General features: G+C 38.0%; 23 protein-coding genes, 2 tRNA genes and 1 pseudogene. 11 read left to right on the forward strand and 15 right to left on the reverse strand.

Annotated elements, in window-relative coordinates; genetic code table 11:
* Positions 1-96 precede the first annotated feature (96 nt).
* The 3 genes and pseudogenes from ACTJJG_RS18365 to ACTJJG_RS18375 all read right to left on the reverse strand — a co-directional run bounded on the left by ACTJJG_RS18365 (position 97) and on the right by ACTJJG_RS18375 (position 2,933).
* Positions 97-1,183, reverse strand: a pseudogene (locus ACTJJG_RS18365) (DUF6670 family protein).
* A 17-nt stretch (positions 1,184-1,200) separates the two neighbouring features.
* The gene (gene pssA / locus ACTJJG_RS18370; RefSeq protein ID WP_002119541.1) at positions 1,201-2,034 is read right to left on the reverse strand and encodes a CDP-diacylglycerol--serine O-phosphatidyltransferase; all 834 of its coding nucleotides are present in this window, start codon (positions 2,032-2,034) and stop codon (positions 1,201-1,203) included.
* 41 nt (positions 2,035-2,075) lie between these two features.
* Positions 2,076-2,933, reverse strand: a complete 858-nt coding sequence (locus ACTJJG_RS18375; protein WP_002119552.1) for a 23S rRNA (adenine(2030)-N(6))-methyltransferase RlmJ — start codon at positions 2,931-2,933, stop codon at positions 2,076-2,078.
* A 117-nt stretch (positions 2,934-3,050) separates the two neighbouring features.
* Between ACTJJG_RS18375 and ACTJJG_RS18380 the strand changes: the two genes are divergently transcribed.
* Together ACTJJG_RS18380 and ACTJJG_RS18385 are read left to right on the forward strand one after the other, a co-directional pair.
* A complete protein-coding gene (locus ACTJJG_RS18380; RefSeq protein ID WP_014207717.1) occupies positions 3,051-3,656 on the forward strand; it encodes a 2OG-Fe(II) oxygenase in 606 nt (201 codons plus the stop codon).
* A 67-nt stretch (positions 3,657-3,723) separates the two neighbouring features.
* Positions 3,724-4,251, forward strand: a complete 528-nt coding sequence (locus ACTJJG_RS18385; RefSeq protein ID WP_032038733.1) for a hypothetical protein — start codon at positions 3,724-3,726, stop codon at positions 4,249-4,251.
* Between the two features lie 62 nt (positions 4,252-4,313).
* Here the strand turns inward: ACTJJG_RS18385 and ACTJJG_RS18390 are convergent, their stop codons facing one another.
* The 4 genes from ACTJJG_RS18390 to ACTJJG_RS18405 all read right to left on the reverse strand — a co-directional run bounded on the left by ACTJJG_RS18390 (position 4,314) and on the right by ACTJJG_RS18405 (position 8,593).
* A complete protein-coding gene (locus ACTJJG_RS18390) occupies positions 4,314-4,559 on the reverse strand; it encodes a DUF2789 family protein (protein WP_002119522.1) in 246 nt (81 codons plus the stop codon).
* Between the two features lie 172 nt (positions 4,560-4,731).
* Positions 4,732-5,718 (reverse strand): malate dehydrogenase, encoded by a 987-nt coding sequence (locus tag ACTJJG_RS18395; protein ID WP_002119517.1) that lies wholly within the window; start codon positions 5,716-5,718, stop codon positions 4,732-4,734.
* A 211-nt stretch (positions 5,719-5,929) separates the two neighbouring features.
* Entirely contained in the window at positions 5,930-6,592 is a 663-nt protein-coding gene (locus ACTJJG_RS18400; RefSeq protein WP_005804634.1) for a ribonuclease T2 family protein, read from the reverse strand.
* 57 nt (positions 6,593-6,649) lie between these two features.
* Positions 6,650-8,593: a lytic transglycosylase domain-containing protein gene (locus ACTJJG_RS18405; RefSeq protein ID WP_032057396.1), complete on the reverse strand. Its 1,944-nt coding sequence runs from the start codon at positions 8,591-8,593 to the stop codon at positions 6,650-6,652.
* A gap of 287 nt (positions 8,594-8,880) precedes the next feature.
* Between ACTJJG_RS18405 and miaB the strand changes: the two genes are divergently transcribed.
* Genes miaB through ybeY form a run of 3 tightly spaced genes read left to right on the forward strand, consistent with a single transcriptional unit; the run spans position 8,881 to position 11,944 of the window.
* Complete coding sequence (miaB, locus tag ACTJJG_RS18410) at positions 8,881-10,332, forward strand: tRNA (N6-isopentenyl adenosine(37)-C2)-methylthiotransferase MiaB (RefSeq protein WP_002119558.1); 1,452 nt, start codon at positions 8,881-8,883, stop codon at positions 10,330-10,332.
* A 37-nt stretch (positions 10,333-10,369) separates the two neighbouring features.
* Positions 10,370-11,458 carry a PhoH family protein gene (locus ACTJJG_RS18415; protein ID WP_002119513.1) on the forward strand — a complete coding sequence of 363 codons (1,089 nt, stop codon included), beginning with the start codon at positions 10,370-10,372 and terminating at the stop codon, positions 11,456-11,458.
* Positions 11,459-11,467: 9 nt separating this feature from the next.
* On the forward strand, positions 11,468-11,944 hold the full coding sequence (ybeY, locus tag ACTJJG_RS18420) for an rRNA maturation RNase YbeY (protein ID WP_017481656.1): 477 nt from the start codon (positions 11,468-11,470) through the stop codon (positions 11,942-11,944).
* Positions 11,945-11,995: 51 nt separating this feature from the next.
* Here ybeY and ACTJJG_RS18425 read toward each other — a convergent pair whose 3' ends face one another.
* Positions 11,996-12,880, reverse strand: coding sequence for an energy transducer TonB (locus ACTJJG_RS18425; protein ID WP_032064009.1), 885 nt, complete (start codon positions 12,878-12,880; stop codon positions 11,996-11,998).
* 232 nt (positions 12,881-13,112) lie between these two features.
* On the opposite strand from ACTJJG_RS18425, the gene ACTJJG_RS18430 reads away from it, so the two are divergent.
* The 3 genes from ACTJJG_RS18430 to ACTJJG_RS18440 all read left to right on the forward strand — a co-directional run bounded on the left by ACTJJG_RS18430 (position 13,113) and on the right by ACTJJG_RS18440 (position 15,304).
* Positions 13,113-13,784: a hypothetical protein gene (locus ACTJJG_RS18430; protein WP_014207723.1), complete on the forward strand. Its 672-nt coding sequence runs from the start codon at positions 13,113-13,115 to the stop codon at positions 13,782-13,784.
* A gap of 158 nt (positions 13,785-13,942) precedes the next feature.
* Positions 13,943-14,656: a DUF3108 domain-containing protein gene (locus tag ACTJJG_RS18435; protein ID WP_002119525.1), complete on the forward strand. Its 714-nt coding sequence runs from the start codon at positions 13,943-13,945 to the stop codon at positions 14,654-14,656.
* 72 nt (positions 14,657-14,728) lie between these two features.
* The gene (locus ACTJJG_RS18440; RefSeq protein ID WP_002119547.1) at positions 14,729-15,304 is read left to right on the forward strand and encodes a xanthine phosphoribosyltransferase; all 576 of its coding nucleotides are present in this window, start codon (positions 14,729-14,731) and stop codon (positions 15,302-15,304) included.
* Positions 15,305-15,355: 51 nt separating this feature from the next.
* On the opposite strand, the gene wrbA is transcribed toward ACTJJG_RS18440, so the two are convergent.
* A complete protein-coding gene (wrbA, locus tag ACTJJG_RS18445) occupies positions 15,356-15,958 on the reverse strand; it encodes an NAD(P)H:quinone oxidoreductase (protein WP_005078299.1) in 603 nt (200 codons plus the stop codon).
* Between the two features lie 360 nt (positions 15,959-16,318).
* Between wrbA and ACTJJG_RS18450 the strand changes: the two genes are divergently transcribed.
* The gene (locus ACTJJG_RS18450) at positions 16,319-17,566 is read left to right on the forward strand and encodes a YihY family inner membrane protein (protein ID WP_002119535.1); all 1,248 of its coding nucleotides are present in this window, start codon (positions 16,319-16,321) and stop codon (positions 17,564-17,566) included.
* A 103-nt stretch (positions 17,567-17,669) separates the two neighbouring features.
* Here the strand turns inward: ACTJJG_RS18450 and ACTJJG_RS18455 are convergent, their stop codons facing one another.
* Positions 17,670-18,311, reverse strand: a complete 642-nt coding sequence (locus tag ACTJJG_RS18455) for a fumarylacetoacetate hydrolase family protein (protein ID WP_005078301.1) — start codon at positions 18,309-18,311, stop codon at positions 17,670-17,672.
* A 39-nt stretch (positions 18,312-18,350) separates the two neighbouring features.
* Complete coding sequence (locus ACTJJG_RS18460; protein ID WP_005804627.1) at positions 18,351-18,848, reverse strand: YcxB family protein; 498 nt, start codon at positions 18,846-18,848, stop codon at positions 18,351-18,353.
* A gap of 223 nt (positions 18,849-19,071) precedes the next feature.
* Between ACTJJG_RS18460 and ACTJJG_RS18465 the strand changes: the two genes are divergently transcribed.
* Positions 19,072-19,764 carry a nitroreductase family protein gene (locus tag ACTJJG_RS18465; protein WP_032064008.1) on the forward strand — a complete coding sequence of 231 codons (693 nt, stop codon included), beginning with the start codon at positions 19,072-19,074 and terminating at the stop codon, positions 19,762-19,764.
* A gap of 114 nt (positions 19,765-19,878) precedes the next feature.
* On the opposite strand, the gene ACTJJG_RS18470 is transcribed toward ACTJJG_RS18465, so the two are convergent.
* A tRNA-Arg gene (locus ACTJJG_RS18470) sits at positions 19,879-19,955 on the reverse strand.
* A gap of 88 nt (positions 19,956-20,043) precedes the next feature.
* On the reverse strand, positions 20,044-20,163 hold the full coding sequence (locus tag ACTJJG_RS18475) for a hypothetical protein (RefSeq protein ID WP_227504977.1): 120 nt from the start codon (positions 20,161-20,163) through the stop codon (positions 20,044-20,046).
* 372 nt (positions 20,164-20,535) lie between these two features.
* Between ACTJJG_RS18475 and ACTJJG_RS18480 the strand changes: the two genes are divergently transcribed.
* Positions 20,536-22,767, forward strand: a complete 2,232-nt coding sequence (locus ACTJJG_RS18480) for a beta strand repeat-containing protein (protein WP_044424991.1) — start codon at positions 20,536-20,538, stop codon at positions 22,765-22,767.
* Between the two features lie 64 nt (positions 22,768-22,831).
* On the opposite strand, the gene ACTJJG_RS18485 is transcribed toward ACTJJG_RS18480, so the two are convergent.
* Positions 22,832-23,425 carry an HAD-IB family hydrolase gene (locus tag ACTJJG_RS18485; protein WP_005078312.1) on the reverse strand — a complete coding sequence of 198 codons (594 nt, stop codon included), beginning with the start codon at positions 23,423-23,425 and terminating at the stop codon, positions 22,832-22,834.
* 105 nt (positions 23,426-23,530) lie between these two features.
* A tRNA-Arg gene (locus tag ACTJJG_RS18490) sits at positions 23,531-23,607 on the reverse strand.
* Positions 23,608-23,700 lie beyond the last annotated feature (93 nt).

Consider the following 23,700-nt stretch of genomic DNA (forward strand, 5'->3'; position numbering starts at 1 on the left):
TATCTGCATCACCGCCGATGGATGTGCATTATAGACCATCTCATCCCCTTTGCAATACCTTTTTTAATATTAGTGCAACAACAGTTCGCTTTTTAATCAAAAATGATAAAAATAGTTATTTTTTATATAAACATGGTTGTAAAAGCATCAATTTATCTAAAATTTTCTCGTCTTGATTCTTTTCTTGCCATCTAAGTGGGCGACAATCAATATATTCACAGTACCCACCCTCTCCTTGCAGACACTGTTCATTCCAGCTTAATTGATATTGAAAGCTTCCCACATATCCCGCCGCCAAACCAAACTTATAGTCACCTCGGCTTTGTGCATAAAGTTCAAAAATTATTTTTCCATTTTTCTCACATTGCCAAGAAAACTCCCTAGGCAAGTACATCTCTTTACCATTCGGTGTTTTAACCTTTGGATAAACTCGGTGGATATGTAAATTTACGTCTTCTGTAAAACTTTCAACAGGCTTCCCAAATTCTTGAATATCTAATCTTGAACATAGGATGATATTCCACTGATTTCTTATTTGTAAGAATGTAAGCTGCGTCGTTTCATTTAAGTTAATAATTTGGCATGTATAGAAACATAAAGATAAGAACGGCAAGTGCAAAGCTCGCGCGTGTTTAAATCGTCCCAACCCTTCAATTTCATATTTCTGTCCTTTATAAAAAATTTCACCTTCACATATACATAGTGTTGACCAATAGTCAGAAACACCCCACTGCAAAGCAGAGGCATTAGATATATTTTCTGGAATCTGAATTGTAAGATCACATCCCATTTCTGGATCTAATCGCTGAAGGCGAATCATGGGAATTTGCCATTGAATCAGATCGGTTTTATCAAATTGATATAGCGTCGAATCAAACTGGCATTGGCGTCGAATAGAATATGTTTTTAAATGTCCCACACTATGTTGGCTATTACTTACAAGCACTGTTGCAGTGTCGATAGCTGAAGTTGTAATGCTGTGGGTGTTATAACACAGAGGAATACGTGGCTGTCCCACTAAACTAATATAGTTAAAATAACGAAGTGGGGTTGGTAAATTTGGAAGGATCAAGCCTTGATAAACAATTTTAAAAAAGCCACGAGAAGGTTGATAAACAACCCCCTCTTTAGCATTAGGGCCCAGCTGCTGTAATTGATTAATTTCACTTATCAACTTAGGCATACTGAACCTCTTCTATTTTATGTTTTTAGTGTTTCATTACTCTTGCGTGCAAATAAAGTCGTAACAAAACCAGATAGAGCATAGATAATTGAAACTGTCAAAATGCCCATTGGAATATTATAAGTGATTGCCGCAAAAATCAGTACTACTGGCAACATAACTACAAAAGGAACGCGTTTACGATCCATCTGCTTGAAAGAATAATATTTAATATTGGAAATCATGAGTAATCCCACAATTACCATAAGAACAGCATTAATAGTTTGAATCGCAATATCACGTAAATCAAAAATGAAAGGATAATCGCGAGCAACCCAAACGAGTGAAATAATGATAATAGCAGCGAGTGGACTTGCAATGCCGATAAAATAACGCTTATCAACAACGCCAATTTGCACATTAAAACGCGCTAGTCGGAAGGCTGCGCAGGCTGTATAAACAAAACAACAAGCCAGACCAATACGACCTAAATCATGCAAACTCCAGCTATACATCAGCATTGCTGGAGCCACACCAAAAGCTAACAAGTCTGAGAGAGAATCATATTGTTCGCCAAAAGCACTTTGTGCACCAATCGCTCGAGCAACTCGACCATCTAAGCCATCTAATAGCGCTGCAATAAAAATGGCATAGATCGCTTGGTTAAAATCCCCATTCATACTTGCAATGATGGAATAGAAACCGGACAACAGAGCAGCGGTTGTAATTAAGTTAGGCCAAAGATAAATACCTCGGCGCTTCACTTTTTGTCCTTCTGGATTATCTTCTTCTTCAACCACTTCAAATGTAATCCCATCAAATGAATGTTCATTATGAGTTAAATCTTGCTCTGGTTTAGGCGCATTTGTCATTATTTTCTATTCCAAACATGTGCATTGATTTAAGTTAACTGTTACTCACCTACCAACCAGCGAACAGCAGCATGACCACCAGTTTCTTGCATGCGAAGATGCGGGAATAACCACTGTAGTGCTTGGTCTGCTTGTTCAGAGAACTGCCAAGGTGGGTTAATCACTAATAGACCACAACCATTTAGACCTACAGGAGTGTCATCTGGCCACACACAAATTTCACAAACTAACTGACGGCGAATACCCGTTTTAAACATTTTCTTTTCAAAACGCTCAATCATCGCTCGGTCTTTGATTGGATACCAAACTGCAAAAACGCCTGTTGGCCATTTTTTATAAGCTTGTTGTAAAAGTTCAACTAATTGCGGAAAGTCTTTACGTTCTAATTCGTAAGGAGGGTCAATCATAACAAGACCGCGCTTTTCTTTTGGCGGAATTACGCCAAGCAAGCCTTCATATGCATCACGCTCATGTAAACCTGCACGTTTATCACGAATGTTATGACGTAATTGCTGAAATACATCGCGCTGCATTTCAAATATAGTCGCTTTGTCGATTTCACGCATGCCTTGCAGGGCAAACCAAGGAGAACCTGGATAGCTTCCCTTACCTTCTTCAGAACGCAATTGTTCGACTAACTTCAAATATTGTTGGATTGCTTCAGGTGCCTGACGCTTTTCCATTTCAGATAGTTGAACTAGACGATGAATGCCTGTGAGAAATTCTCCAGACTTTTGTGCAGGTGCCAGAGATAAATCATATTTGCCGGCCCCTCCATGCGTATCGATATAACGATAAGGTTTATCTTTAGCATTTAAACGGTTGAGAAGCTGTAGCAAAAGCACATGCTTCATAACATCTGCAAAGTTGCCCGCATGGAAATGGTGACGGTAATTCATGTTGACTTTAATTCCTCAATTCAACAAATAGTTTAACATGAAAAAAATATTCTTTCGTAAGGTTGTGATCATCTAAAATAGAGCTGCTTGATATTTTTACGATCTACTCGAGGTTATATGCGTTCTCACTCACTTCCTGATTCATGGAATTTGGATCAAATTTTAGATGATTTAAATGCGCATGGCTTTGCCATTATAAATCAAGCATATCCAGATCAATATCGCGCACAGGTTTCTCAAGAGTGTAGCCATCATATGGATGAATTTAGAGAAGCAGGCATTCAAAACGGCGTTGTAAGCAATATTCGTAGCGACCATATTCTCTGGATTAATGATCAGCTCCCTATTGCTCAGCAACATATTGAAACCTTAACTTTATTTTCACAAAGTCTAAATCAAGCATTCTATTTAGGGATTAAAGAGGTTGAAGCTCATTTTGCCCGTTATAATTTGGGTGAATTTTATGCTTTACACCGAGACAATCCTCAACAAAAAAATGATCGTATTATCTCAACTGTCTATTATTTACATCCAGAATGGCAAGAAGATTGGGGTGGACAATTACGACTGCAAGATAAAAATGAGAAATGGCATATTGTTAATCCCGAACCCAATCGACTGGTAATATTCCAAAGCGATTTACTACATGAAGTATTAATTTCAAAACAACAAAGACTTTCTATTACAGCTTGGCTTCGTAGTGGAAATTCTATTTGGGTTTAAAGGTTACTCTTTAAATTTGGTAAATGAACCCGATATAAAAGCTATTGATTAAAAAAGGTGATGGCGTATGTCTATTGAAAGTAAAACAATTGTGAACCGAATTGGTGAAACAGACCAACTTTATTTGACTGAAAATACGCCTGAGCTTGCTTTAGAGCGTGCTGAGTTACGCATGCAACTTGTAATATTAAGTCGTGTTCGCCAAGAACAACTTCATTTTTTACAAGAAGCTATTGTTCTGCTTGAACAAGCTCGCATGGAATATGAAGAAATGCCATTGAGCTTATACCTTAATTTGTCTCTACACTTAGCCAAAGCGTATATGCTTTATTTTGAACTAAACAAAGAAAAACGTTTTGCGCTGATTACTCAACAAATTTTGAAGCCATTAGCACATCATGAACATGCTGATATCTATTTCTTCTTGGCATATGCTTCAGCAGCACGACAAGAGTCAGCATTAACACGACATTGGTTAACTAAATATTTATCAACGTCTACATGTGATCTTGAATTGCTTCATGGCCAACCTGTATTTGACCTTGTACGTCATGAGCCATGGTATAAAGATAAATTAAAAGTAAAGACACATTAAACTATTAATACAATAAAGCCTGTTTTACGTATTACTTGTAAAACAGGCTTTATTTTTTGAAATTATTTTTTCACACTGTCTTCATGCAGTTGTTCATTAAGCTCATCAATAACCACAATCCATTCATCATCTTTTTCCCAATGACTCTTCAAAAAATCGCTTTGACCTTTTGACCAAAAAGACGCTTCATGTAATTTTTGCTCGGCTGGCAATTGATGTGTTTTGATAAAGTTTTCAATACTTGCTTCATCAGAATCTAAACCCAACTGATCAAATAAAAGCTCTAAAGTCGGTTGCTGTTCAAACATTGTTATTCTCCTATAACTTCTTTTAAATCATCTATTAACTAATCTAACAATAAAACGTTTTTACTTGCATGATAGTGTCTATATTTTCTTGTTGCTTTTTGTGTTTGCTTTTTCAGAATTCAATAAAAAAGCACTCTAAAAGAGTGCTTTTTTAACTCATCAAGCTGATGAATTATTTTACCATGTCAGCAATTGCTGCACGTTCTTCTTCAAGCTCGTTTAGAGTGAAGTTGATACGCTCACGGCTGAATTCATCGATTTCTAAACCTTGAACGATTTTGTATTCACCGTTTTCAGTTGTAACAGGGAAACCGAACATAACGCCTTCAGGAATACCATAAGAACCATCAGATGGAATACCCATAGTTACCCATTTGCCGTTTGTACCAAGCGCCCAGTCACGCATATGGTCAATTGCAGCGTTAGCAGCAGAAGCAGCAGAAGACAAACCACGCGCTTCGATGATCGCAGCACCACGTTTACCAACAGTTGGAAGGAATACGTCTTTGTTCCAAGCTGGATCGTTGATTTTGTCTTTTAAGCTTTCGCCATTTGCAGTTGCAAAACGGTAGTCAGCATACATTGTTGGAGAGTGGTTGCCCCAAACTGTTAAGTTTTCGATATCAGCAACTGCAACACCAGCTTTTTGAGCAACTTGAGTCAACGCACGGTTGTGGTCAAGACGCAACATCGCTGTGAAGTTTTTCGCTGGAAGATCTGGAGCAGATTTCATTGCGATGTAAGCGTTAGTGTTTGCAGGGTTACCTACAACTAATACTTTAACGTTACGGCTAGCAACTTCGTTTAATGCTTGACCTTGGCCGATGAAAATTTCACCGTTAACTTTTAACAAGTCAGCACGTTCCATACCAGGACCACGTGGACGAGAACCTACCAATAATGCGTAGTCAGCATCTTTAAATGCAACTTTCGGATCATCAGTCCCGATCATGCCAGCCAATAAAGGGAAAGCACAGTCATCAAGTTCCATCATTACGCCTTTAAGCGCTTGTTGTGCTTTTTCAACTGGAACTTCAAGCAATTGTAAAATAACAGGTTGATCTTTACCTAACATTTCACCGCTTGCGATACGGAATAATAAGCTGTAACCAATTTGACCTGCAGCGCCAGTCACGGCAACACGAACGGGTTGCTTCATGTAATTGTCTCCAATGAGTGTCCTTAATCGGGCTAAATAGGAATTCCATCTAACCAAATCATCATAAACGGCAAAGATTGTACTCTAAAGATTTGGCAGATGCATGTAAAAGCCACTCGTTTTCACCAAAAGTCTGATAGAAAATACAAATTAATCTTTACAAATAGATTCAATGTATGGTGAGCATTTCCTTACGAAATGTCTGTAATCTTTAATAACTACCTTTAATCATGATTTCACCAGGGCAATTCGATACCACATGATTTGCACACTGTTTATATTGGCCCTTTACCGTGTAACAAACTTTCACTTCCGTTAAGACCACATCCGAACGTGATAATTGACAACTAAAACGGATACCATTTTGAGGTAAGCTCGGATTAAGACGTACAAACTGCTGTCTTAACGCAGATTGCTGCATTTCAACATTTGTTGAACTTGTGAGACTGGCCGGAATTTTTAAACGTTCAGCGAAATTAATAACCGTACGGAAATATTGGCTTGCATTCATAGGAACGCATCCACCTACACTTTTCCATAGCTGTACACGAGCATTATTATCAGGCATAACCCGAGCTACGACTTTGGCTTGCAATGGAGATAAGGTTGCAGAACTGTCTGTTGAGCAGTTACTTTGGTTTGTTTCCGGCATAAGGCCTGTAATTGTCAGTGAATATCCTTCAAGACATTTACGTTGTTTTTGTTTAGAGGGATCTAATGCACATGCGGCAGGTGTCATTTGCACATGCATAACATACCCCTGTAAATTAACAGGTTCGGCATGTAAAACGGAACTCATCAATCCTACTCCCGCACAGATGAGCCACCATGCAAGTTGCAAAATTGAACGAAGTTCCAAATATCTATATTTCATTTAATTAAAACTTGAATATGCCAATTAAAAGAAGATCCATCATCAACCACCTTAAAGCTAAGGCGACGTACGCATTGGAATGACTTTCATACGCTGCGATAACGACTGGGCGCCTTGACCCAATATTACGCCGTAATGTGTTGCATTCGTCATAACGTGCTTGACATAGTCTCTGGTTTCTAACAATGGAATTGTCTCAGTATATTGGTCAGCCGAAATTGATTGATAGTCCGGCTGCCAACGTCTAGCCCGATTAGGCCCCGCATTATAACCTGCTGTCGCCAAAACAGGGTTATTGCTTAATTGTCCCTGAATCATCGACAAATAAAATGTTCCATATCGAATATTGGTATTCATTTCATTTAATGCAGCCGGATTATAAGTTTCACCCATTTGACGTGCAATCAACTTCGCTGTATCAGGCATAATTTGCATAAGACCGCCCGCCCCAACGTGAGAACGCGCAGAAGTAACAAACCGACTTTCTTGACGCATTAAACCATAAGCCCATGCGGGGTCAATTCCTGCATTGTAACTATGGCTTACGACATTAGTCTTATGAGGAGTCACATAGCGATAAGTATCATTATGCTTATTTGTTGTACGATCTGCTGCATAAATTGCACGGTCATACCAGCCCATGTCATGAGCACGCTTTGCCGCAGCTAAAAGTAAACCGTCATCATGCTGAAGATATGCTTGACGAACTGCCCAATTCCACTCTCGATTCGTGTAAGTTGGATTTGCATTAATACGTCTTAAAGTAAAAGCACGATTAAAGTGAATATTCTGATCTAAACGTCTTAAATCACTTGCCGTTGGCTGATCATCATAAGGTTGATGGTTATAACGTTCACCTAAGCGATCTTTTGCTAAAAGGTTATGATAGTCATCACCAGCCTGAGCCAGTTTTCTATAAATTTGTTGCGCTGTTGCTTTAGAAGCACTATCTCCACGCTGCTCTGATGCCCGAGCAAGCCAATATTGCCAGCGATCTTCTTGTTTTTGGGTTACCGTCATACTATCAATAGCGCGAATTAAACTTTCCCACGCCCCAAAACGAATCGCCTGGCGCGCATAAATTTCAGCTTCTTCCGGACTTAATGGATAACCATAACTTGCATCAAAGTATTGAAGAACTTCACGATTAAAATTATTTTTCATTACCGTGGTGCCACCAATATAGGCTACCGTACGATATAAATATTTTTGTACATTTTGTGGCGTACCTTGGGCAACACGCTGCACATTTGAAAAAGCATTACTTAAGTCATTATTAGCTAAACGCCCTAACGCAAAAATCAAATAAGCATAATCTGCATCATTTGTCTTAGGCGCACTCCATAAATAGTTAAGTGGGTTAGCCTGAATTTGGTTAAGCTGAGCCAAAGACAAATTCAAACCCAAAGTCTGTGCTGTAGCAAGCGCTTGCCCAGACAGACCTGAACGCAACTGCACCCATAGACGTTGTTGTTTATCTTGTGCGCTCATTAAAGGGCTAGATAACATCATGCGCCCTAAACCCAAGCAAGATTCTGGTTGTGACTCAGTTGCTAACCAAACATCTTTATATTCAGCAAAAACTAATGCATCACCGCTTTTCGCCCGCACCTGTGCCAAAGCACAATTTTCGGCTTGGTCAGGGTTGGTGACATAAGATAAGACGGGTTGTGCAGATGCAAAGTCAGCTTGTTTAACTTTTTCTTCAACATAATCGGCTGCTAATTTTTCAGCCATTGCTGATTGTGGATAGCGTTGAGCAAAGCTTACGATAGAGGCAGTAGGTTGAAAGCCAAGGTTTGTATTAAGTTTCCAATATTCTGGGTAATATCCCAACACATCATTTTGCATAGCAAGCTGATATTGGTCTAATAACGCAGTATTACCACTATTTGCAGCATTTAGTGCATCATTAAACTGCTCTTCGGCAGCATAGGTAAATGAACAACCAAGTAAACACATAGCTCCTAACCAGCTACGATGCATATATTTATTTTTCATTACACGACTATGGATTGATGAGCTCTTTCTACTTGGTCTCATATATGTGCTAAACCCTGACTATTCACCTTCAACGCATAGTTTAATTATTCTTCGTGCTTTCTTTTGTTGTGTTATGTAACTCTATGATTCAACATCATTAAAATTCGCCTAATTTACTTCACAAAAACTGTGTCATGTTCTGAAAGTTTACTGTTATCGGTTCAGCTCAAATACTGCTATAATAGATGGTTTGACCCATTTTGGGCCAATTTATTCTTTTTTAGATCGATCTGTTAGGAGCCTGCATGACGGTTCAAACCTTCATTCCCAATGGTGCCAAAGCTGCCTCAGAAAACACTGTTACCCAGCCAACGCACACCACTGATGTTTCAATAAAAAAACTTTATATTGAAACTCAAGGGTGTCAGATGAATGAGTATGACAGTCACCGTATGGCAGACCTTTTAGGGGATTCTCACGGCTACGTTTTAACGACCAACCCTAATGAAGCAGACATTCTGCTGATGAATACATGTTCTATTCGCGAAAAAGCGCAGGAAAAAGTATTTAGTGAATTAGGCCGCTGGCGCAAACTAAAAGACAAAAACCCTGATCTTGTGATTGGTGTGGGTGGGTGTGTTGCGTCTCAAGAAGGTGACAACATTCAAAAACGTGCGCCTTATGTAGACATGATTTTTGGTCCACAAACATTACACCGTTTACCGCAAATGCTTGATCAACATAATGCTCAAGTAGAAAAACCTAAAAAAGATAAAATCAAACTGGTTGATATTTCTTTCCCAGATATTGAAAAATTCGACTTCTTGCCCGAACCACGTGTAGAAGGCTTTAAAGCATTCGTTTCTATTATGGAAGGCTGCTCTAAATACTGTTCTTTCTGTGTAGTTCCCTACACACGCGGTGAAGAAGTTTCTCGTCCATTAGATGATGTACTTGCAGAAATTGCAGGTCTTGCGGAAAAAGGTGTCCGTGAAATTTCACTTCTGGGTCAGAATGTAAATGGATATCGCGGAGAAACCTTTGAAGGTGGTATCTGTACCTTCCCTGAATTGTTACGACTCGTTGCAGAAATTCCAGGTATTGGACGTTTACGTTATACAACATCGCACCCACTTGAGTTCTCTGACGAGCTAATTCAGTGTTATGAAGATTTACCTCAAATGGTGTCGCATTTACACTTACCTGTTCAAAGTGGATCAAATGATGTTTTACAGGCAATGAAGCGAAATCATACGATTGATGTTTATATCGACAAGATTGCCAAATTAAGAAAAATACGTCCTGATATGCACTTATCGAGTGACTTCATTATTGGTTTCCCTGGTGAAACTGATGAAAACTTCGCCGAAACACTTCAATTTATCAAAGACTTAGATTTTGATCACTCATATAGCTTTGTTTATTCAAAACGTCCGGGTACACCTGCATCAGACTTACCTGATACTACGCCTGAGCACGTTAAGAAAGAGCGTTTAGCTCAAGTTCAAAAAGTGATTAAACAGTCTAGCATTGAAAAAACTGATGCAATGCTTGGCAAAATTGAACGTGTTCTTATTGAAAAAGTTTCGGACCAAGACCCTAATATTTTACTAGGTACAGCCGATAATACACGTCTAGTCACTTTTGTCGGTGATGCTTCTTGGGTAGGTCGTTTTGCAGAGATCGAGATTACTGAAATTAAAACTTTAAATTTAGTTTACGGTGAGCTCTTGAATCTTGAGCCTGACGTGGCGTAATGTAGAGGTATTCTAAAGTCTACTGAAAGGTTTTCTCTTGACTGCAGCGATTCGACGTACCGTAACATTTCCTGAAATTTCAATGGAACGTTTAAAGAGCATCTTGGGTGCCTATAATGGGCACCTTAAGCAAATTGAACAGCGTTTAGATGTCAAAATTACTCATCGTGGAGATGTTTTCCATATCGATGGTGAGATAGATGCTGTTGGGAGAGCCGAAGCATTGTTGCAACGACTCTACGAAGAGTCTGAGGTATCCCAGCAAATCAGTGCAGATCTGTTGCATCTGTTAATTCAATCTTCGCAAACTGAACGTAATTTCGAGTTAGTTGGAGAAGAAATGGATGAACATGATGCACCAATGGATGTCTATTTCCAAACTCGAAAAGGCCGTATTAACCCCCGTGGTGCCAATCAAAAACGCTACGTACAGCGTATTTTGCAAAGCGATATTTCTTTTGGTGTTGGCCCTGCGGGTACAGGTAAAACCTATTTGGCAGTTGCCGCCGCAGTAGATATGCTTGAACGTAACGAAATCCAACGGATTTTACTTGTACGTCCTGCTGTAGAAGCTGGAGAAAAGCTAGGCTTCCTACCGGGTGACTTAACTCAGAAAATCGACCCATACCTCCGCCCTCTTTACGATGCTCTTTACGAAATGCTCGGCTTTGAAAAAGTTGCCAAGTTAATCGAGCGTCAAGTGATTGAAGTTGCACCTCTTGCATATATGCGTGGTCGCACACTTAACCATTCATTTGTAATTTTGGATGAAGCCCAAAACACAACGCCAGAACAAATGAAAATGTTCTTGACCCGTTTAGGTTTTGGTTCTCGTGCAGTGATTACAGGTGATATTACCCAAGTAGATTTACCTCGAGGCCAACAATCTGGTTTGGCACATGCACTACGTGTACTCGAGAACATTAAAGAAATTCATATTACCCGTTTCCATTCCCGTGACGTTGTACGTCATCAACTTGTTCAAAAAATTGTTGAAGCGTATGAAGGTTGGGATGGTGAACAACAGCGTCTTAATGCTGAAGCACGTGCTGAACGTAAAGCACGTCAAGAAGCATTAGTTGCTGAAAACGATACAGCAGCAGACTTGCAACATCAGGATGCTTAAGGATTCATTTTGAAAATCAGTTTAAGTTTACAACAAGACTTTCAATCACCTGAGTTAGAGCTCAAACGAGCTCAACTCAAAAAAATTATTGAGACAACTTTACGCCACGTTGGTTATAAAGAAGATTGTGAAATTGGGGTTGCTTGCGTTGATCTGGAAGAAAGCCAGCAACTCAATTTGCAATACCGAGAAAAAGATAAACCAACTAATGTTTTATCTTTCCCAAGTGATATTCCAGAAGAAGTTTTACCAATGCTAGATGCCTTACCTCTAGGTGATTTAGTTATTTGTATTCCAGTGGTATTACAAGAAGCATTAGAACAGAAAAAAACTGCCCAAAATCATTTTGCACATCTATTAGTACATGGTGTTTTACATTTGCTTGGCTATGACCATGAAACTAGTGATGAAGATGCAGAAGAAATGGAAGGCTTAGAAATTGAAATTTTAGCAAAACTCAATATTGCTAACCCTTATCAGGAATAATGTGATTATTAGTAAAATGTGGATATCCTAAAAGTTATCCACATTTTTTAATTAGTGAACCTCAAATTCAGCTTCAGCTGGGTCAAAACGCCAAGTACGTACAATACGCAACTCCGAAATATCTTTCATATTCGCATCAAAATGCCCAAATGGTGCACCGCGACGTACTGAAGACTTAGCTGCTTCGTCTAGTATTGAATGCCCTGAACTTTCAAGCAGACGGATTGCACGAATTCCGCCTTGAGCATTCAAAATAACCATTAAACGCACTTCACCTCTTAGCTGTTGCTGTTTGGCTTCTTCAGGGTAATAGCGATTACCGTAAAGCTCTACTTTTTCACGAAATTTATCTAAATAAATAGCTGAAGCCTCTTTCTTCGCTTGAATTCCGTCTACTGTCTTTATTTTTTGCTGACGGCTGAAATCTTGTTGGCGTTGCAAATATTGTGCTTCAAGGCTTGCAACCATGGCAGCTTTTGCTTGAAATTGACTTTGTAGTTGTTCTAGTTCTTTTTTTCTTTGGCTTGCATCCGCTTGTTTCTGCCAACTCAAAACCGTCATTAAAACTTTTTCTTCAAATTTAAGCTCTCTTTGTTGCTGTATCTTTTGCAAACTTTCTAACTCAGTATTTCCAGTTGAAGCATCATTGAGCATCGGATTTGGAGTATCACTAGAAGTCCGATGAGCTTCACGAAATGCGCCCGCACCTTGCTGATCTGCTTGCGCTAAAAAATCTGCTTGGTGAACTGGCTCATTGCTTGGCCGAATTGAAATTGCAATTTCTTTAGTAGATTGCTCTGAGGGGCTAGGCATGGCAAAGTGAATGAGCAATACAAAAATATGCAGTAAGATTGCCAATATTGTTGCGGCAATAAAGACTCGGTCTTGCCACCAATGATGAAAAGGCTCTATGGATAAACTTCTTTTGTTCAACATAATCTTAAAAGCATATAAATGCCTTTTCCCCACGGTTTAATACCGAATAAAATACAAACTGATATTCAAATATGGATAAAAGTGTGATTCACTTCAAATATAGGGTTTTATCCATTTTCATTTTGTCAAAATGTATCAAGTAAATTTGCTACACTGCAATATCAAAACCCGTTTTTTATCATAATAAAGATTGTGTGGGCTCTTTAGTAAATTATCTTCTGGAAGTTCTTTTATGCAAACGCTATTTTCCTCATTAGTCAGACGCCTTCAAAAAGTCTATAAAAAAGCAGAAGCATTCATTGAGGAAGAAAGAGATTTTACATTATCGCAAACCTTTCTGAATGCTACTTTGCAACGTTACGTGACAAATAATGTTGAGTTTTTAGATGACCTACATGCAGATCTTTATCATGACTGGTTAAGATTATATGCAACCATGCATGTAAAAGGTTTAGAAACCACACTATCGGTTGATTTAAAACTGATCCAGATGGAATTTAATAAAGAACAACAACTTTTAGTTTTTGAACAAATTAGCAATACACAAATTATTGAAGCGAAATATAAAAACTTTTGGCAAAAGATCGCCGTAAAAGCCGCAGTTTTTTATTACCATAAAATTTTGAAAAAAGACCCTTTGGGGATGATTCTTGAACGTTTTAATGTAGCAGAAGAACGCGATGAACTCATTTTTCTTGATCTCAACCGTTGGTTTGGCAAAAAAGCCAGCATCATCGAAACATTAGGCAAAGTACATATAAATTACGCACGAGTGCGTGAAGCTGAGTTAGTTGTATTTGGAAATGTGAATTTAGCAGCCTTACTTTCTCGTGATCAGGACGACGATTTTGAAGAAGAATTCACAGATTCTGAAATAACGCCAATTCAGCAAAAAGATGAGTAAACGGTTTATAAATGAAGATGAATTAACTGCCAAAAAACACAAATAGATTACACATTTAGCATAAATCCTGATTTTTTCTCCATGATCAACAGGCATAATATGCTTAAGTTACAGATGCATCAGCACTGACTTTTTAGTCTGTACAAGGATATTTACTTATGGCAACAAAATTTCTGAAATCGTTTGGCATCGCAACAGGTATTTCAACAACTTTGCTTTTTGCAGGCTTCTCAAGCCATGCACTTGCCATGAGCCCATTTCAGGCAAATTATCAGTTTACTTACAATAATAAAGGCATGGGGTCGGCTACACGTGCCTTAAGCCAACAAGGTAATAACTGGACTTATAAATTCACTGCAAAAGCAGGCGGAATTGCGTCCGCAAGTGAAACAAGTAAATTTAGTTTCACCAATGGTAAAATTGGGTCTCAAAGTTTTAGCCGTACCAGCAAAATTTTGATTCATAACAACACCATGAGTATTAACTTTAATCCAAATAGCAAAACTATCTCTACCAAGAAAGATGATAAAGCTCGTTCATTTGCTTGGCAGGCAGGCGTTCTTGATGAGTTAAACGCAGAGTTACAACTGCGTGAAGACTTAAAAAATGGTTCACTGAAGTCCTCTTATCCACTTGCAGATGCAAAAGAAGTTGAAAATCGTCGATTTGTAAAACAAGGTAATGAGAAAATTAAAACCTCTTATGGAACATTCGATACCATTAAAGTGGTTTTACAACACAACAAACCTGAACGCAGTACAATCTTTTGGTTAGCTCCGAAATTAGATTATTTACCAGTTAAAGTCAGTCATATTGATGGTAAAACTTCTTATGGATTGTTATTAACAAGTTATACAGGTAAGACGAATTAAAGCTTGCATTTTTTTGGATGCTTTTTAAAATACGCATTTGCTTTAAAAAGCATCCGTCTAGAGGATTCTCCCGTGCACGCACTAGAACAGAAAATCTTAACAGAAGGTATCGTTCTATCTGATCAAGTCTTGAAAGTCGACGCTTTCTTAAACCACCAAATTGATCCTGTATTAATGCAGCAGATTGGTAAAGAATTTGCCGCTCGCTTTAAAGATGCAGGGATTACCAAGATTATTACCATTGAAGCATCAGGTATTGCACCTGCAATCATGGCAGGTTTAGAACTTGGTGTACCTGTAATTTTTGCTCGCAAATATCAGTCATTGACCTTAAAAGATGACTTATATCGCTCTAAAGTATTTAGTTTTACTAAACAAACTGAAAGCACGATTGCGATTTCAAATAAACATCTTCATTCAACTGATAAAGCATTAGTTATTGATGACTTCTTGGCAAATGGTCAAGCAGCATTAGGCCTGATTGATTTAATTCACCAAGCAAATGCAGAAGTTGTAGGTGTGGGTATTGTGATTGAGAAATCATTCCAACCAGGTCGTGATTTATTGCTTGAAAAAGGCTACCGCGTTGAATCATTAGCACGTGTACACTCTCTTACAGATGGCAAAGTTACTTTTGTAAAAGAATAAGATGTACACCTAAAAAAGAGCGGATATCCGCTCTTTTTTATTTGCTCAAAACTAAACTAAAAGCTTTTTGGCAACCTCTCCTAAACGTTTGCCTTGAGCTTCACACAAAATCTTTTCATCCTGACTTAAGTTTTGGTCATGACGCGGTCCACTTACATGGCTTGCGCCATAAGGTGTTCCCCCTGTTTTAGTATTAGATAAGGCTGGAATTGCATTAGGTAATCCCAAAATCATCATGCCATGATGAAATAACGGCGGTAGCATAGTGAGTAAAGTACTTTCTTGCCCACCATGCATTGAACCAGAAGAAGTGAAAACACAAGCGGGTTTATTATGTAATGCCCCATTGAGCCAAAGACTGGTTGTTTGATCCCAAAAATATTTCATTTCACTTGCCATATTGCCAAAACGGGTTGGAGAACCTAACGCTAAACCTGAACAATTCGCTAGATCATCTAACGTACAATAGATATCACCTTCTTCCGGAATACTTGGCTCGGCTATTGTGACAGCTGGAGCAATATTTGGTACTGTCCGAATTTTCACTGACATACCCGCAGACTCAACACCGTTGGCAATTAAATGAGCCATTTCTTTAGTAGAACCATATTTGCTGTAATAGAGTACAAGAATGTAAGGTTGCATCGGTTTCATAAATTTTGTTAAAAAGACACTATACGGGATTTTTTATTTTTTTGGCGCAACCAATTTTATGAAATTCTAAAGGTGATTGATGAGGTAGCACAAAAGATAATGCGAGCAAATTTCTCGGACTCATCGAGTAAAAAGTTTATCTACTTTTGGTAAACCCTTGCTTAGACAACAGAAAGCCTACTTTGTTGAAAAAAGTTTATGGCTACAATTCTTTCTATAGCACATAGTAAACTTACAGAACGACTTTAATTCTATAAGTTATTATTTTGCTTTAATCTACGATTTGAGTACTTAAGCTCATACTTTCATAAGCTATCAATCGCCCAACATGATGATTAAAAAAATCGGGATAGACGACGCATGTTACAACGTTTTTTAAGTAAACTTCCTTTTTATAATAAAACCTGGTTTCAGTTCGTTTTATATGTATTTAAGCGTTTTGAAGCTGATCGGTGCCGTGAACAAGCTGGCTCTCTCACCTATACAACGCTATTCGCAGTTGTGCCGATGTTAACGGTTTTTTTAGTAATTATTTCTTCAATCAAAGCGTTAGAACCCGCAAGACAACAGCTGCAACATTTAATTTATAGTAATTTTTTACCGAAAAGTACGATTGCATTTGATAAAGCGCTAAATGCTTTTACAGAAAAATCTAGCAACTTAACCGTTATTGGTGTGCTGTTTTTATTCGTTACTACTGTCTTAATGCTGACCTCAATTGAAACCGTCTTTAACCGTATTTGGCGTGTAAAAGAAACTCGTAGTGGCATTATGGGCTTTATGCGCTATTGGACAATCATCTCTTTAGGTCCGATTATTTTAGGCAGTGCATTTGTTATTTCATCAACAGTTGCATCGATGAACTTATTAAGCAATAACTTCACAGGTTATCAACTTGATGGCGCATTTCTACTCTGGCTAATTTCTTTTGTACTCACTATTTTGGGTTTCTTCATTTTATATTGGACCATTCCCAATCGTACAGTCCCAGTTTATGCAGCAGGAATAGCGGCTTGTTTAAGTGCGGTACTGTTCGAAATACTCAAAAATTTCTTTAGCTTTGTGATGTCAAATTTCACTAGTTATGAAATTATTTATGGTGCATTTGCAGCAGTGCCAATTTTTCTTCTATGGATCTTCCTGTCATGGAACATTATTTTACTTGGTGTAGAAGTAAGTTTTGCTCTAACTGCTTTTCACTCGGGTAAAGAGCAAAAACGTCATCCTGTTTTAATGCTATTAGATATTCTTGAGCTGTTTTATAAAAAACAGAAACTCGGTGAAAGTGTAAGTGACAAAGAAGCTTTAGAAATTTTAGGTCGCGGAGAAATTGGCCGCTGGCCAGCTTATGTACTTTTACTTGAAGAGCAAAATTTGGTTAAACGTACCGATAAAGATGAATATGTGCTTGCGCGCAATTTATCCCAAGTTGACTTCTGGAGCTTTTTCACTGCTCTTCCATACCCTTTACCATTACGTGAAGATGTTTTGAATGTACATGATGACGATGAATGGATGGAAAAAATAGGACCCGCCTTGGTCGAATCTAATGATTATTTAGCAGCAAAACTTTCTATTCCGCTCTCAACAATTTTTGAAGAGAAATAAGAAAGTAGAACTCTTCAATAGTACAGACACTCTTTCCTACCCAATAAAAAACCCTATTATTAAAAAAATAATAGGGTTAAAAATTGGCAATTTTAGGAGTGGGTTATGCTTTTACAAAAGTTTCCCATGCAAAATCTTGCGTTGCACCTTTTAATGTCATTTTCAACTGATCACCTGCATGTAATGGTCCAACCCCAGCAGGTGAACCTGTCATAATCACATCACCTGGCTCTAGTGAAAAAACCTGATTAATATCAGTTAAAAGTTCACCAATAGTAAACATTAACAGTGCAGTATTACCATCTTGACGCAATTCATCATTAATATGGAAAGTGAATTTGGTCTCTTGCCAATTGGTAATTTCTTTTGTATCAACCCAATCTGCCAAAACACAAGCACCATCAAAAGCTTTAGCTCGCTCCCATGGGTGGCCTTTACTTTTCAGATCATTCTGTAAATCACGCATTGTTAAATCAAGACCTAAAGTTACTGCTCCAATCGCTTTTAAAGCTTTTTCAGGATCTGTTTCACCTTTCAAAGGTTGATCAATACGTAACACCAACTCACATTCAAAATGGCAACTGCCCCACGCTGGATTCCAAGAAATACCGTCATTTAAACCAATCAAACTACTCGGTGGTTTAATAAATAATATAGGGCTGTCAGGCATAGCATTATTTAATTCTTTGACATGATCGGCGTAACTTCTGCCCACGCAAACGATTTTTGAAGGACGTGTATTCATGAGGCTTCCTTTGTTGTTGCGGCTAATAATTCCAATAATTTATTTCTTAAATGTATTTTCAAATATGGTTTGATCTGAAACCTGTGCAAATGCGCGCTTTGGTACAATAATTACAGTTTTATTCTTTAGCTCAAGCATGTAGGTCAATTTACCTTTAGCAAAAGTTTGCACATCCGTATATTGCATCACCTGCTTACGACCATTGGCATAAAGCTCAAAGTAATCTTGATATAAGTCGATTCCCTGCTCACTCTTTCCAAACTGGTAACGAACAAATTGACGCTTAAATAACATAGGTAAAAGCCAGTAACGCATCAGGCCTTGCATCACCAGAAAAAATACGCCTAACCCGACATAATATCGTCCAACCCCAGAGAGACCTAAATAAAATCCCCAAATAATAATTGCGATACTAATTGCAGGTGTAAGAAAACGGGTAAATTGCTTTTTCCCAAATGTCACTAATGAAAATCCATCTTGTGACTCTTCTAAATTCAAATAGTAACGTAAAGATAAAGCTGTTTTTTGCTCAGTCATTGCACTGCATCAATACTCAATAAATCGAAACTATTAGAGCATATTCATTTCAGCTTTAAAATGAATCAAAGGCTATTTTTTATTTTGTTTAAAAGTAGAGCTTATTATGAGATTCGAAGATCAACTACGTTGCATATATAGAACGTAGATTCATATTTTTTGAGTTTATTTCAGTTTTTAAAATTTCTACAATAAGAGCATTACCTTCTTAGTGGAATGTCTCATGTCTTTCTTTGCAAAATTATTTGGCTTAAATCAAAAAACAACAGTCTCAAAAGATGTGGTTACTCAAGCCACTCAAGAGTCCCCTCTTTTCAATCAGCCAAGCTTTTTAGAATTAATTAAAAAACGTCGTTCTATTTATTCGATCGGGAAAAACTTACAACATACTCCTTCGGAGATTGAAGGGTTAATTCAAGAAGCGGTCAAACATAGCCCTTCAGCATTTAACTCTCAGTCATCTCGCATTGTAATTTTATTTAATGAGTCTCATCAAAATTTCTGGAATATTGTTTTAGATGTATTAAAAACTATTGTTCCTGCCGAAGCACTGGCTGGAACTGAACAAAAAATTCAAAGTTTTGCAGCGGGTGCTGGTACAGTTTTATTTTTTGAAGACCAAGATGTGATTAAAGGTCTACAAGAGCAATTTGAATTATATGCTGATAATTTCCCAGTTTGGTCTGAACACTCAACAGCAATTGCACAATTTGCAGTATGGAATGTATTGGCTGAGCAAGGTATTGGAGCTTCTTTACAACATTACAACCCAATTATCGATGAGAAAATTAATGCTGCTTTTGATATTCCTGCGCAATGGAAACTAAGAGCCCAATTAGTATTTGGTTCAATTGAAGGCGAAGCAGGTGAAAAAGCTTTTATTGAAGACGAAAGCCGTTTTAAAACATTTGGCTAATTTTTTTCAACTTCAAATCATTTAAGAGCTGGTTGCCATGAGCACCAGCTTTTAAATCGAACTAATAAAAACAGGTACAAAAAAACCGCTATATATAGCGGTTAATTCTTCAAGTGGTGCGCTCAGAGAGATTCGAACTCCCGACCCCTTAGTTCGTAGCCAAGTGCTCTATCCAGCTGAGCTATGAGCGCGTACTTGATGTTGCGCATTATACGCATTTTTTAAGGCTTAGGAAGCCTTTTTTCATCTTTCTGTCATCAAACGTCTAGTTCTTAGCCATCACTCAAGTTTACATAGCTTTGTAGCTAAAGTTATTGAAACTTTGCTCACCAAAGATGTATCTGAAATATTTTTTTTCAAATAAGTTTTATAGAATTTTTGAAGCTTTTTGCCATCTATCTAGAAGATAAAGGCTACTGTTTTAGTCAACATTATATAAATAATATATTTCTGGTTGAACCTAACCATTATAAGACTGTTTGAAATTTGACTAAGATAATGCCTCAAATAAGTGAAAATATGATTAAAAAAATAATTAGTTAAAATTATATAATATAAAAATTATTATTATTTTTATGTCTAAATTAAATAAATTATTATTTCTTTAAATATTATTTAATAACAAAAAATGTGACTAAAAATACACATTGACAGCTTTTGAGATCTAACCAATACTAAATCGCAATTATTGAGATACACATCTCATTAATTATAAAGCGCAATAAATAATACTTACTTAAAAATACAAAATTATATAGGAAATAGACCAACATGTTCTTACTAACAAACCTCGTATCTTCGATATCAAAAATTACTCAAGATTTGGGTAATATTGTATCGGTGAACACTACTGTAACTGGTAGTTCTTCTATTGAAGGCCAGATATCAACTTCTGGTTTACTTTCAGATACTCTATCTACAGTAACAAATACCCTTACAACAACCACAACAGGCCTTGTTTCTGATGCCGTTGGTACTGTTACTGGCAGTATCGGTTCTACAAGTCCTGTAGACACAGTAACTAATATTATTGGCGGAGTAACTGGCGGTATTGATCTTGGAACTTCTCCAATTGCTCCAGTTATTGACGTTGTTCAAGGTGGTATCGACATTCTTCAGGGTGTTGAAAGCCTAAAAACTGAAATCATCAACACAGGTATCGACACTGTTGCTGATACTATCATTGGTGTTCTTCCTCAAACTGAACACCCTGTTTCTGAAATTGCTGATCTTGGCACTCTAACTTTCGAAACTTCTCGTGACACAGTAAATGGCACGCTTGAAGTCATTTCCGATCTAGTGGGGGGAGACATTCAAGGCGCAACTGAGTCTGCTACTGGTGTCGTTGAAACATTAATCACTAATGGTACAACTGCGACAGGTATTGTTACTGACGTTGTCGGAAGCATTACAGATGTCGTTGGTGGTGTAACTGGTGGCGTTGATGGCAACCCGCTTGAAGTAATTACTGACATCATCGGTGGCGTAACTGGTGGTGTTGACGGTAATCCACTTGAAGTAATTACTGACATTATCGGTGGTGTAACTGGTGGTGTTGACGGTAATCCGCTTGAAGTAATTACTGATATTATCGGCGGCGTAACTGGCGGTATCGGTGATGGCACATCTCCAATCGCTCCAGTGATTGATGTCGTTCAAGGCGGTATTGATATTCTACAAGGTGTAGAGAGTCTAAAAACTGAGATCATCAATACTGGTATCGACACTGTTGCTGATACTATTATTGGTATTCTTCCACAAACTGAATATCCTGTTTCAGACCTAGCAGATCTTGGCACTTTAACTTTCGAAACTTCTCGTGACACAGTAAACGGTGCACTTGAAGTTGTTTCTGATTTAGTTGGTGGTGATATCCAAGGTGCTACTGAATCTGCTACCGGTATTCTCGATACGCTGATTACAAATGGCACAACTGCTACTGGAATTATTAATAACATTATCGGCGGCGCAACAAGTGGTGATAGCCCACTTGGCGTGGTAACCGACATTATTGGTGGTGTAACTGGCGGTGTTAGTGGTAATCCTCTTGAAATCGTGACTGACATTATCGGCGGTGTAACTGGTGGTGTTGACGGTAACCCGCTTGAAGTAATTACTGACATCATCGGCGGTGTAACTGGTGGTGTTGACGGTAATCCACTTGAAGTAATTACTGACATTATCGGTGGCGTAACTGGTGGTGTTGATGGTAATCCACTTGAAGTAATTACTGACATTATTGGCGGTGTAACAGGTGGTATCGGTGGTGGAACTTCCCCAATCTCTCCAGTGATTGATGTTGTTCAAGGCGGTATTGATATTCTTCAGGGCGTAGAAAGCTTAAAAACTGAAATTATCAACACTGGCATTGATACAGTTGCAGATACAATTATCAGCATTCTTCCACAAGCAGAACATCCTGTTTCTGAACTTGCAGACCTCGGCACATTAACTTTCGAAACTTCTCGTGACACAGTAAACGGTGCACTTGAAGTTGTTTCTGATTTAGTTGGTGGTGATATTCAAGGTGCTACTGAATCTGCTACCGGTATTCTCGATATGCTGATTACAAATGGCACAACTGCTACTGGCTTAGTAACAGAAATCATTGGTGGATTGACAGGAACTATTGGTGGGGTTACTGGTGGAGATAGCTCACTAGGCTTAGTCACTGATTTACTTGGCGGTTTAACTGGTAGCGTAGATGGTGATAACCCTCTTGGCTTAGTGACCGACCTTCTAGGCGGCTTAACTGGTGGCGTTACTGGCGGTACAGACAACCCTATCGGCATCGTAACAGATATCGTGGGTAGCTTAACGGGCGGTGTGACTGGTGAAGGCGGATTAGATGTTATTTCTAATTTACTAGGCGGATTAACTGGTGGTAGCTTACTCGGTGGTGTAACGTCGACAGTATCAAGCGTAACTAATACAACGCATACTATCGTACCTACATCATTACTTACCGATAACTTCTTAGAAAACTCTTTCAATACTGTTTAATATAAGTCGTTAAAATAAAGCCACTTATTACAAGTGGCTTTATTTATTAATATATTTTTAAATATTAATTTACTTCTTCCCATCTATAATATTTCTTATGAGCCAGCTCTAACATTGCATAATCATTAGGTGTATCACCATAAGCATAAATTGTAGAATACTGAGTTAAATCATAATTGTTTTTTATTCTATTTACTTTTTCTAAATAACCGCAATCACCATTAATAAAATCACCTGTCAAAATACCATCACGTATTTCAAGTTGATTACATATAACCTCTAAATCTAAAGATTGGCACCAGCTTTCTAAATAAACACCTAATGATGCAGATACAACCACAACCTGATCACCTTGTTGTTTATGCCAAAGAATACGCTCCAAAGCATTTTGACGCACACAGGTAGGAAGGACATTTTTAGCAAACTCTTGTCCCATATATTTTAGGGAATCTGCATCATAGCCCACGTATCCCACCTGACAGAGTTTAGTTCGGATAGTTTTATCGGTTACCCATCCAAGCTTATAACCCGCTATATAAGGTGCAAGTCGAATACCACCTAGTATTTGAGTTTTTTTATTTAAAGAAAATTTAAGGAATAGACTGAATGTATCGTTATGAGTGATCGTGCCATCAAAGTCAAATAAAGCTAAGTTCATTTATGATTATCTCTAATATAATTAAAAAGTTATAAATTTAGATTTTTTAAAGTACTAAAAAACAGGCACAAAAAAACCGCTATAAAAGCGGTTAATTCTTCAAGTTGGTGCGCTCAGAGAGATTCGAACTCCCGACCCCTTAGTTCGTAGCCAAGTGCTCTATCCAGCTGAGCTATGAGCGCGTAACTTGTGTGCCTTTCAGCGATTCGTTCTATTTTACTTGGTGCGCTCAGAGAGATTCGAACTCCCGACCCCTTAGTTCGTAGCCAAGTGCT

The organism is Acinetobacter sp. 22512, assembly GCF_052044755.1.
Taxonomy (GTDB): domain Bacteria; phylum Pseudomonadota; class Gammaproteobacteria; order Pseudomonadales; family Moraxellaceae; genus Acinetobacter; species Acinetobacter pittii.

What these genes read in the sequence shown, in the direction of transcription:
- pssA (WP_002119541.1), bottom strand. Translation starts at nt 2,034, where the DNA reads ATGACAAATGCGCCTAAACCAGAGCAAGATTTAACTCATAATGAACAT.
- ACTJJG_RS18375 (WP_002119552.1), bottom strand. Translation starts at nt 2,933, where the DNA reads ATGAATTACCGTCACCATTTCCATGCGGGCAACTTTGCAGATGTTATG.
- ACTJJG_RS18380 (WP_014207717.1), top strand. Translation starts at nt 3,051, where the DNA reads ATGCGTTCTCACTCACTTCCTGATTCATGGAATTTGGATCAAATTTTA.
- ACTJJG_RS18385 (WP_032038733.1), top strand. Translation starts at nt 3,724, where the DNA reads ATGTCTATTGAAAGTAAAACAATTGTGAACCGAATTGGTGAAACAGAC.
- ACTJJG_RS18390 (WP_002119522.1), bottom strand. Translation starts at nt 4,559, where the DNA reads ATGTTTGAACAGCAACCGACTTTAGAGCTTTTATTTGATCAGTTGGGT.
- ACTJJG_RS18395 (WP_002119517.1), bottom strand. Translation starts at nt 5,718, where the DNA reads ATGAAGCAACCCGTTCGTGTTGCCGTGACTGGCGCTGCAGGTCAAATT.
- ACTJJG_RS18400 (WP_005804634.1), bottom strand. Translation starts at nt 6,592, where the DNA reads ATGAAATATAGATATTTGGAACTTCGTTCAATTTTGCAACTTGCATGG.
- ACTJJG_RS18405 (WP_032057396.1), bottom strand. Translation starts at nt 8,593, where the DNA reads ATGAAAAATAAATATATGCATCGTAGCTGGTTAGGAGCTATGTGTTTA.
- miaB (WP_002119558.1), top strand. Translation starts at nt 8,881, where the DNA reads ATGACGGTTCAAACCTTCATTCCCAATGGTGCCAAAGCTGCCTCAGAA.
- ACTJJG_RS18425 (WP_032064009.1), bottom strand. Translation starts at nt 12,880, where the DNA reads ATGTTGAACAAAAGAAGTTTATCCATAGAGCCTTTTCATCATTGGTGG.
- ACTJJG_RS18430 (WP_014207723.1), top strand. Translation starts at nt 13,113, where the DNA reads ATGCAAACGCTATTTTCCTCATTAGTCAGACGCCTTCAAAAAGTCTAT.
- ACTJJG_RS18435 (WP_002119525.1), top strand. Translation starts at nt 13,943, where the DNA reads ATGGCAACAAAATTTCTGAAATCGTTTGGCATCGCAACAGGTATTTCA.
- wrbA (WP_005078299.1), bottom strand. Translation starts at nt 15,958, where the DNA reads ATGAAACCGATGCAACCTTACATTCTTGTACTCTATTACAGCAAATAT.
- ACTJJG_RS18450 (WP_002119535.1), top strand. Translation starts at nt 16,319, where the DNA reads ATGTTACAACGTTTTTTAAGTAAACTTCCTTTTTATAATAAAACCTGG.
- ACTJJG_RS18455 (WP_005078301.1), bottom strand. Translation starts at nt 18,311, where the DNA reads ATGAATACACGTCCTTCAAAAATCGTTTGCGTGGGCAGAAGTTACGCC.
- ACTJJG_RS18460 (WP_005804627.1), bottom strand. Translation starts at nt 18,848, where the DNA reads ATGACTGAGCAAAAAACAGCTTTATCTTTACGTTACTATTTGAATTTA.
- ACTJJG_RS18465 (WP_032064008.1), top strand. Translation starts at nt 19,072, where the DNA reads ATGTCTTTCTTTGCAAAATTATTTGGCTTAAATCAAAAAACAACAGTC.
- ACTJJG_RS18480 (WP_044424991.1), top strand. Translation starts at nt 20,536, where the DNA reads ATGTTCTTACTAACAAACCTCGTATCTTCGATATCAAAAATTACTCAA.
- ACTJJG_RS18485 (WP_005078312.1), bottom strand. Translation starts at nt 23,425, where the DNA reads ATGAACTTAGCTTTATTTGACTTTGATGGCACGATCACTCATAACGAT.